Source organism: Nonomuraea sp. NPDC049607 (assembly GCF_040675375.1).
Lineage (GTDB): Bacteria > Actinomycetota > Actinomycetes > Streptosporangiales > Streptosporangiaceae > Nonomuraea.
The window spans coordinates 1-9,491 of sequence record NZ_JBFAOV010000083.1 but is presented as its reverse complement, the minus strand read 5'-3'; the positions used below and the strand labels follow the sequence as shown (position 1 = coordinate 9,491).

The 9,491-nt window shown below is 74.4% G+C and carries 7 protein-coding genes; 3 read left to right on the top strand and 4 right to left on the bottom strand.

The features are described from left to right. Positions 1-187: 187 nt before the first annotated feature. Both AB0J97_RS51210 and AB0J97_RS51205 read right to left on the bottom strand, forming a co-directional pair. A complete protein-coding gene (locus AB0J97_RS51210; RefSeq protein ID WP_364104626.1) occupies positions 188-652 on the bottom strand; it encodes a DUF1801 domain-containing protein in 465 nt (154 codons plus the stop codon). Between the two features lie 61 nt (positions 653-713). After that, on the bottom strand, positions 714-1,169 hold the full coding sequence (locus tag AB0J97_RS51205; protein WP_357710830.1) for a carboxymuconolactone decarboxylase family protein: 456 nt from the start codon (positions 1,167-1,169) through the stop codon (positions 714-716). A 189-nt stretch (positions 1,170-1,358) separates the two neighbouring features. Here AB0J97_RS51205 and AB0J97_RS51200 point away from each other — a divergent pair, with 189 nt between their 5' ends. After that, positions 1,359-3,833 (top strand): tetratricopeptide repeat protein, encoded by a 2,475-nt coding sequence (locus AB0J97_RS51200; protein WP_357710828.1) that lies wholly within the window; start codon positions 1,359-1,361, stop codon positions 3,831-3,833. A 24-nt stretch (positions 3,834-3,857) separates the two neighbouring features. Here AB0J97_RS51200 and AB0J97_RS51195 read toward each other — a convergent pair whose 3' ends face one another. Then, complete coding sequence (locus AB0J97_RS51195) at positions 3,858-6,575, bottom strand: LuxR C-terminal-related transcriptional regulator (RefSeq protein WP_364104622.1); 2,718 nt, start codon at positions 6,573-6,575, stop codon at positions 3,858-3,860. 126 nt (positions 6,576-6,701) lie between these two features. Here AB0J97_RS51195 and AB0J97_RS51190 point away from each other — a divergent pair, with 126 nt between their 5' ends. Beyond that, positions 6,702-7,316: a dihydrofolate reductase family protein gene (locus AB0J97_RS51190; RefSeq protein ID WP_364104619.1), complete on the top strand. Its 615-nt coding sequence runs from the start codon at positions 6,702-6,704 to the stop codon at positions 7,314-7,316. Between the two features lie 75 nt (positions 7,317-7,391). On the opposite strand, the gene AB0J97_RS51185 is transcribed toward AB0J97_RS51190, so the two are convergent. Beyond that, positions 7,392-8,774: an MFS transporter gene (locus AB0J97_RS51185; protein WP_364104616.1), complete on the bottom strand. Its 1,383-nt coding sequence runs from the start codon at positions 8,772-8,774 to the stop codon at positions 7,392-7,394. 190 nt (positions 8,775-8,964) lie between these two features. Between AB0J97_RS51185 and AB0J97_RS51180 the strand changes: the two genes are divergently transcribed. Then, the gene (locus AB0J97_RS51180; protein ID WP_357710818.1) at positions 8,965-9,378 is read left to right on the top strand and encodes a VOC family protein; all 414 of its coding nucleotides are present in this window, start codon (positions 8,965-8,967) and stop codon (positions 9,376-9,378) included. Positions 9,379-9,491: the final 113 nt, after the last annotated feature.

Here is a 9,491-nt window from a genome sequence, read left to right as displayed (position 1 = left end):
TCCATCGAGATGCGCGACACCGACGAGGACGTCTTCCGCGCGGCGGAGGAACTCGGTATCGATCTGTCCCGGCGTGAGCCGAGCAGCGTGGAAGAGGTCTGACGGTCACGTGCTCCACGGCGGCGGGCCGGGCCGGAGCAGGGTCCGGCCCGCCGCGGTGGAGCAGAACCCGGTGGGTTCCCGGACCTCAGCCCGCGGCCTGCTGCACGAGGGCGGCGATGCGCGCCTCGGTCTCGGGGGTCAGCTCCTTCAGCGCGAAGGCGCTCGGCCACATGGCGCCGTCCTCAAGGGTCGCCCCGTCGTTGAAGTCGAGGGTGGCGTACCGGGACTTGAACTTCGCCGCGGGCTTGAAGAAGCACACGACGCTGCCGTCCTTGGCGTAGGCCGGCATCCCGTACCAGGTCTTCGGGGTGAGGTCAGGCGCGGCGGACCTGATGATGGCGTGCACCGCCTCGGCCAGGACGCGGTCGTCCTCGGCCATCTCGGCGATCTTCTCCAGGATGTCGCGGTCGCCGTCGGCCGCCGTCGCCTTCCCGCCGCGCCGCGCGGCCTTCTTCAGCTCGCTGGAGTGCGCCTTCATCGCCGCGCGCTCGTCCTCGCTGAAACCCTCGAAACCCTTGTTGTCCGCGCCGGTCTTCTTCGTGGTGCTCATGGTGAAATCTCCTTCTTTGTGGGTTGAATGTTAGTGCTGACCGTTTTATGGGTGGTGTGGTTCAGCCCCAGGCGCCGGCGATCTGCCGGGTGGTGGCGTTGAGCCGGTTGAACAGGTTGGTCACGCCGACCATCAGCACGATCGCGGCGAGCTGCTTCTCGTCGTAGTAGGTGGCGGCCCTGTCCCAGACCTCGTCGCTGACCGCGTCGGACCGGTCGGCCAGCCGCGTGGCGGCCTCGGCCAGCTCCAGCGCCGCCCGCTCCTCCTCGCTGAAGTACGGGGCCTCCCGCCAGGCGACGACCGTGGCCAGCCGCTCCTCGCTCACCCCGGACTTGCGTCCGGTCTTGACGCCCGCGTCGACGCAGGCGCTGCACCCGTTGATCTGGCTGACCCGCAGGTGCACCAGCTCCAGCGTCTGGGCGTCCACCCCGCCGGAGTGCACCGCCTTGAACAGGTCCTGGATGGGCTGCATCGCGCCGGACAGAACGACGGCCGGGTTCTGCATACGAGACTGCATGATGGTTCTCCCTTTTCGGGGTGCTTGTCCTGGTCGGCGCCCCGTCCCCCGGGGCGTGACTCCATCTCAGCCGAGCCGGCGCGCCACGACGATGCCCGTGGGACACCGTGGGACAGCCGGAATGCCGTTGGCCTGCGGTGATTCGTCCAGGTAAGTTTCTTTCGCGACGGGACAGAAAGGCAGAAACAGGTGACACGACAGCAGACGGCGGACCCCCAGGACGAGCTGGCCAACCGGCTACGCCTGCTCCAGGAGCTCTCCGGGCACGGCGTACGGGCGCTCGCCCGCGAGACGGGCCTCAGCTCGTCCTCGCTGTCGCGCTATCTCAGCGGCCAGTCGGTGCCGCCGTGGGCCGCGGTGATCGAGCTGTGCCGCCTGGTCAAGCGCGACCCCCGCCCGTTGCGTCCCCTGTGGGAGCGGGCGACCAACCCCCTGCCGGCGCCCCCGAAGGCGAGCCGCCAGGTGCAGCCGCCCTCGCCGCCCGCCGGCGCCCCCCGTCCGCCGCGCAACGACCTGCCGCGCGACGTGCCGGACTTCACCGGGCGCGAGGCCCAGCTCGACGCCGTGCTCGCCGCGGTCGCCGAGAACCGGGTGGTGGCCGTGGACGGCATGGCGGGCGTCGGCAAGACCTGCCTGGCCGTGCACGCCGCCCACCGGCTCGCCGCCGACTACCCCGACGCCCAGCTCTACCTGGACCTGCACGGGTTCACCGAAGGGCGCGAACCGCTCGACCCCGACCCCGCGCTGCGGACCCTGCTCGCCGCGCTCGACGTCCCCTCGGAGAAGATCCCGCAGGAGGGCGGCATCGAGCCGCTGGCCGCGTGCTGGCGGGCGGAGCTGGCCGGACGGCGGGCCGTCGTGGTGCTCGACAACGCCGCCGGGGCCGACCAGGTCCGCATGCTGCTGCCCGGCGCGGGCGAGACCGTCACGCTGATCACCAGCCGCAACCGGCTGGTCGGCCTGGAGGAGGTGCCGCCCGTCTCGCTGGACGTGCTCACCCCGGAGGAGAGCGCGCGCCTGCTGGCCCGCGCCAGCGGCGAACCCGGCGGCCCCGACGGGCGGCTGGCCCGCGACCCCGAGGCGGCGGCCGAGGTGCTGCGGCTGTGCGGCCACCTGCCGCTGGCCCTGCGGCTGGCCGGGGCCCGGCTGCGGCACCGGCCCGGCTGGACCGCCGGCATCCTGGTCGAGCGCATGGCCGAGGGCCCGAGTGAGTTCGACACCGCCTTCGCCATGTCCGTACGGCAGCTCGACCGGGCCCAGCGCCGCCTGTTCCGGCTGCTGGGCCTGCTGTCCGGGTCCTCCTTCGACGACTACGTGGCCGCCGCGCTGGCCGGCGTGCCGCTGCGCAGCGCGCGGGCGATGCTGGAGGACCTGCTCGACGCCCACCTCGTCCAGCAGCCCTCGCCCGGCCGGTACACGCTGCACGACCTCGTCCACCAGCACGCGCGCCGGGCCGCCGAGGAGCAGGACTCGCCGGCCGAGCGGGAGCAGGCGCTGGGCCGGGTGCTCGACTACTACGTGCACGCGGCGGCCGCCGCCGACGCCGCGATGCCGTACGAGTCGGGCAGCCGTGCCGCGTCGGCGGGCAGCCCTCCGGCCGATCTGCCGGCGTTCGGCAGCAAGCACGCGGCTCTGGGCTGGTTCGTCGCCGAGTACGGCAACCTGATGGGCGCCTTCGAGCTGGCGGTCGCCATCGGGGCCGACGCGCACGCGTGCGAGCTGCCCCGCTTCATGCGCGCGTTCTTCGCCCGGCGCTGCGGCACGACCCACCTCAACATGCTCTTCGAACGGTCGCTGGCGGCCGCGGAACGCCTGGGCGACCCGTGGCAGCTCGCCGAGGCGCACAGCGACCTGGGCTTCGCCCGCTACAACGCGGGCCGCATGGCCGAGGCCGGAGCCGCGTACGAGGCGGCGGCGCCCCTGGTGTCCCAGGCCGGCGACGCCCGCTCCGCGGCGGACCTGATGATGCGCCGCGGCTACCTGAGCTGGGACGAGGGCCACGTCGAGGAGCCGCTCGACCTCTTCCGGCAGGCGGCCCGGCTCTACGACGACGCAGGCTGCCCGATGGGCGCGGCCCACGCCGCGGCCGACGAGGCGTGGGCGATGTTGCAACTGGGACGCCGGGAGGAGGCGGCCCGGCTGGCCCGCGAGGTGCTGGCCCTGACGCACGGCGAGCCCGGCTGGCCCGCCACGCTGACCGCCCGGATCACCCTCGGCCTGGCCATCGTGCACGAGCAGCCCGACGAGGCCGCCGGGCACCTGCGCCAGGCCCTGGAGCTGGCCCGCGAGGACGGCCACAAGCACAACGAGGCGTGGTGCCTCAACTGCCTGGGCGTCGCCCTGCGCCAGACGGGCCGTCACGAGGAGGCGCTGGACAGCCACCGGCAGGCGTTCGCCCTGCTGGACGAGCTGTTCGAGGAGCACTGGAAGGTGCACTTCCTCTACGGCTACGGCGAGACGTGCCGATTGGCCGGCCTGCCCGAGGAGGCGCTGCGCCTGCACCGCCAGGCTCTCGAACTGGCTCCCAAGGTGGGCGCGCGGCACAAGGAGGTCCTGGCCCACGAGGGCATCGCGGCCGTGCTCGACGAGACCGACCCGGCCGCGGCGGCCGAGCACCGCGCGGCGAGCCAGGCCATCCGCCGCGACCTCGTTCCCGCCCCCTGACGTCACCGGCGTCCGGACGGGCGCTCACCCCGTACGCGTCGCGTCCTCCCCGTCGCGGGCGGACGTCGCGCGGGCGAGTTCGGTGCGGTTGGCGACCTGGAGCTTGGCGTAGACGTGCGCCAGGTGGGTCTTGACCGTGCCCCGGCTGACGAACAGCCGGGCGGCGATCTCCGGGTTGGACAGCCCTTCGGCGGCGAGCCCGGCCACCGACCGCTCGGCCGGGGTCAGGCTCTCCCATCCGGATCCGGGCCGGCGGCGCGGCCCCCGGGCGCGGGTGGCGTAGGCGACCGCCGCGTCCAGGTCCATCGCGCGTCCCCGTTCGGCGGCCGTACGCAGGGTCTCGCCGTCCTCGCCGTCGGCGGACGGGAGGGGGCGGGGCGCGGCCCCGAGGTCGGCGCGGGCGCGCCCGGCGGCCCCGGCCAGCACCCCGGCCGCCTCGACGGCGCCGCGACGCAGGTTGAGCAGCGCCAGGGCCTCCAGGCTGGCCACGCGGTCGAAGACCAGGTCGTGCTCGACGCGGATGCGCAGGGCCTCGTGGTGCAGCCGCAGCGCGCGTTCGGGGTCGCTCTCGTGGGCGAGCAGCGCCTGCTCGTCCAGCACGCCGGCGCGCACGCGCGGCATCCGTCCGGTCACCGGCGACCGCGCCAGCACCTCCAGCACCCGCGCCGCCGACGCCTGCTCGCCGGATCGCCGCAGCGCCGCGGCCAGCACGATCTGGGTGTCGGGCGCAAGCCACGCCGCGTCGGGCTCGTCCTGCCAGCGCACCTCCTGCCAGCACCACTCCACCGCCTCGCGCGGGCGGTCGTGGCCGAGCGCGAGCATCGCCTGGGTGCGTTCCCACCCGGTGATGAACGGCAGCCGTCCCGCCGCGTCGAACAGGCGCTCCATGGGCTCCAGCGCGGCGGCGGCCTCCCGCAGGCGGCCCTGAAGGATGCGGATCTCCGCCAGGACGACCCGGGCCGAGCCGGTCCAATGCAGGTCGCGCAGCGGTTCCGCCGTCGCGACGGCCCGTCCGGCCAGCTCCGCGGCCCGCTCCAGCGTGCCCGACCGGGCGGCGGCCAGCGCCCACCAGCCCAGCGCGAAGGAGGCCACGCCGCGGTCGCCGCGCCGGAGCAGCCGTTCCACGACCGGCTCGAAGCACGCGATCGCCTGCCGGTAGTCGTCGCCGAGCACGTGCACCAGGGCGACGAACGCCTCCGCGCAGTCGGCGACGAACCCGTCCCCGGCCTGGACGGCCTCGTCCCGCACCGCGCGGGCCTCCGCCAGCGCCTCGGGGAGGCCCGTCGCCAGCAGGCCGATCGCGATCAGCGGCCCGGCCGGGCGGGCCGCCTCCGGAGCGCCGGCCGCCCGCGCCAGCTCCCGCGCCGCCCGCGCCACCTCGAACGCCTCCATGCCCGGCTCGGCGGTGTTGAGCACGAACGCCAGCGCCGCCAGGACCCGGGCCTGGAGCGGGCCGCGCTCGCCGGCGCCGAGCGCCGCGGCCCGGCGCAGCAGCGCGACGCCCTCGGCGCCGCGTCCCTCCAGGTGCCACAGCCACGCGCAGTCCGCGGCCAGGCGCCGCCCCCGCGCCGTGTCCGGACGCGACAGCCCCCACTCGATCGCGGCGCGCACGTTGGGGTAGGCGGCGCCGACCTGCGCCCGCCAGGCGTCCTTGCCGGTCTCCAGCAGCGGCGCCAGGCCCTCCAGCAACGACACGTGCAGGTCCAGGTGCAGGTCGCGCGCGGCCGTGTCCTCCTGCGCCTCAGCCAGGCGGTCCAGCGCGTACGCCCGCACCACCCCCAGCATCCGGTACCGGGCCACCGCGCCCGTCGTGTCGGCCACGACCAGCGACTTGTCGATCAGCCCCCGCAACGCCTTGAGCAGGCGCCCGCGGCCGGGCCCGCCGAGCTCGGCCAGGCGGGCCACGGCGTCGGCGGTGAAGCCCGGCTCGAACACCCCTGCGCGCCGGAACAGCACCCGCTCGTCGTCGTCCAGCAGGTCGTGGCTCCAGCTCATCGACGCCTGCAGTGTGCGCTGGCGGAAGGGGGTGGTGCGCGCGCCGCCGTCCAGGAGGTCGAAGGGGGCGCTCAGAGAGTCCGCGATCTGCGTCAGCGACAGGGCCCCCGCCCAGCCGGCCGCCAGCTCCAGCGCGAGGGGCAGCCGGTCGAGCCGGTCGCAGATCCGCCTGGCCTGCGACCCGGCCGCGCGGGCCGCCGTATCGTCCGAGGGGGACCCCGCGGGCGGGTCGACGCGTTCGAGGAACAGCTCCAGGGCGTCGGCCAGGCTCATCGGCGGCACCGGCCACACCCGCTCGCCGGGCACGCCGAGCCTGGACCGGCTGGTGGCGACCACCGCCACGCGCGGGCACGCCGCCAGCACCGCCGCGACGACCCCGGCCGCGTCGTCCAGCACGTGCTCGCAGTTGTCGAGGACGACCAGGAGCTCGCGCTCCCGCAGCGCGGCGGCCAGCACCGCCACCGGGTCGCGCCCGGCGGGCAGCAGGACGTCCAGCGCGGCGGCCATCCGGTGGCCGACCTGGCCGCCGTCGGTCTCCTGCTCCAGGCCGGCCCAGAAGACGCCGTCCGGCCACTCCCCGGCCGCCGCCTGGCACAGGCGCATCGCCAGCCGGGTCTTCCCGCACCCGCCCGGACCGGTCAAGGTCAGGACCCGACCGGACGCCACCGCCGCGCCGACCGCCGCCAGCTCCTCGACCCGGCCCACGAACGACGACAACTCCGCCGGAGCATGACGAAAACCAGACATCGCCCGAAGTATGTCAGCAAATAGGCCAGGGGTTGGGCGGCATCTCTGCCAGGTGGCCGATGTTCCCGGCCTGCCCGAACGGCAGGATCGTGCACATCGGGAAAGCACTTCCAAGGAGAGTCGGAAATGACGCAGCACGGCAACGTCCAGGGCCGCAGGGTCGTCGGCAACATCTCGCTGTCCCTCGACGGCCGGGTCAGCGGCCAGGGCGGCGAGTACGACATGAGCTGGATCGTCCCGCACGCCGTCAGCGACGGCGCCCGCGACCACATGATCCGCGTGACGGGCGCCGCCACCACCGTCCTGCTCGGCCGGAAGAACTACGAGGGCTTCGGCTCCTTCTGGCCGGCGGTCACCAAGGACGAGGACGCCGATCCCCGCGACCGGGCCTTCGCCCAGTGGCTCGACGAGACCGAGAAGATCGTCTTCTCCTCGACCCTGACGGACGCGCCGTGGCAGAACTCCCGCCTGGCCGAGGCCGGTCCCGCCGAGGTGGTCGAGCGGCTGCGGGGGCAGTCCGGGGGCGACATCATCGTCCTGGCCAGCGGCAGCGTCATCAAGGCCCTGCTGGCGGCGGACGCGCTGGACCGGCTCAGCATCACGCTCTGCCCGGAGGTGGCCGGCGGCGGCGCCCGGCTGCTGGAGGACGGTCTGCCCGCCTCGCACTGGTCGCTCACCGACCTGTCGACCACCGACTCGGGCGCGATCTGCCTGCTCTACGACCGCCTCCGCCAGGGGTGAGCGCCGGGGCGGGGCAGCGCCCCTGGCGCCGGAAGACAGGTGGGGGAGCGGACCGGGGCCGGTGGTCAGGCGGGGTCAGGCGGGGAGCGGGGCGGTGGCGCGGTGCCTGGCGAAGGTGAGGGCGACGACGGTCCCGAGCAGCATGCCCGCGGCCGCGACGAGCACCGCCGTACGCATCCCGGCGGCGAGCGCGGGCCCGGTGGCCTCGCCCACCCCGCCGGCCGCGACCAGCACCGCGAGCCCGAGCGCCGCGCCGACCTGGAGCGCGGTCGAGGCCATGCCGGACGCGATCCCCTGCTCGCCGGCCACCACGCCGGTGGCCGAGGCGATCCACATCCCGGTCCAGGTGAGGCCCTGGCTGACGCCCGACACGACGATGCCGGGCAGCACCGCCCAGTACGACCCGTCGGCGCTGATCCCCAGCGCCAGCAGCGCGGTGCCCGCCGCCCCGCCGACGGTGCCGATGAGCAGGGTGACCCGCATCCCGATCCGCCCGGCCAGCCGCCCGCCGAGCTGGGTGCCGAGCGCGATCAGCAGGGACGGCACCAGGAACGCCAGCCCGGTCGCCACGGCGCCGTACCCGAGCACGGTCTGGAAGTAGAGGGTCAGGAAGTACGGCAGTGCGTTGAAGGTGGCGCCGAAGACCAGGATGACCGCGATGGCCGAGCCGAGGCTGCGGTTGCCGAACAGCCGCAGCGGCATGAGCGGGTCGGCGCCCGCCTTCTCGACCGCGACGAACGCGCCCAGCAGTACGGCGGCCAGCACGAACCCGCCGGTGATGAGCGGTGAGCTCCACCCGGACTCGGGGCCCTGGATGAGGGCGTAGGCGAGCAGGCTGACGCCCCCGGTGGCCAGCACCGCGCCCGGGACGTCGAACCGGCGGCCCCGCGCGCGGGCTCCGTCGGCGGGCAGCAGCAGCCAGGCGCCCGCGATCGCGACGACGGCGAGCGGCACGTTGACGTAGAAGACCGCCTCCCAGCCCCACGCGCCGGTCAGCAGGCCGCCGAGCAACGAGCCGAGCGCCAGGCCGCTGGCGCCCGCGCCGCTCCAGACCGCCAGCGCCCTGTTGCGCGCGCTCCCCTCGGCGAACCCGGTGTTGACCAGCGCCAGCGTCGCCGGGAACAGCAGCGCGCCGCCCAGCCCCTGCACGGCCCGCGCGGCCACGAGGGTCCCGGGGCTCTGCGCCAGCCCGCCGGCCAGGGAGGCGATCGCGAACAGCGCCAGCGCGCCCACGAACATCCTGCGGTGCCCGAGCAGGTCGGCCGCCCGGCCGCCGAGCAGCAGGAACCCGCCGTACGCGACGGCGTAGGCGCTGGCCACCCATTGCAGGGTCTGCGGGGAGAAGTCCAGCTCGGCGCCGATCCGGGGGAGGGCGACGAAGACGATGTTGAAGTCGAGCGAGGTGATGAGCTGGGAAAGGGCCAGCAGGGCGAGGATCAGGCCGGGGCGGCGTCTCACGGGTGCACCTTCATACGATAGTTCGGGAAAAACGTACAGTTCGGGATACTCGTACAATTGATGGGGGCTCGTCAAGTCGTCGTGCGGGGCCGGTGGGGCAACCGGTCAGGAATCGAGAAGCGCCCGGAGAGGCGCCTTCCGTAGCGTGGCTCTCATCGTCAGAACGTCTGAAGCGTCAAGGAGACAAGGCATGAAAGCGCACGTCAGCTCGATCCTGCTCGCCGTCCAGGACATGGACCGGGCCAAGCGGTTCTACACCGAGGGGCTCGGCTGGAAGATCCAGAACGACTACGGGATCTCGGTGTTCTTCGAGTCGGACGGCGCCTCGCCCGTCGGCTTCTACGGCCGCGAAGGTCTGGCCGGCCTGGTCGGGCTGAGCCCGGAAGGCAGCGGTTTCAGCGGGGTCGTCCTCACCTATGTCGTCCGCAGCGAGGCCCGGGTCGACGAGATCATGGAAGAGGCGGAGAAGGCCGGCGCCACGATCCTCAAGCCCGCCGGCGCCCTGCCGTGGGGCGGCTACGGCGGCACCTTCGCCGACCCCGACGGCTACGTCTGGAGCCTGGGTTACAGCGACCAGGGCGAGGACCAGCCGTACGCCGAGTAGCCGCGTCGGACGCCTCCCGTGGAGGCGGCGAGGTCCGGCGCCCACCCCGGACCAAGCCGCCCCGGCCGCGACAAACGGCCCCGTTGGGGAGAATGTTGTGATGAATGTGGGGC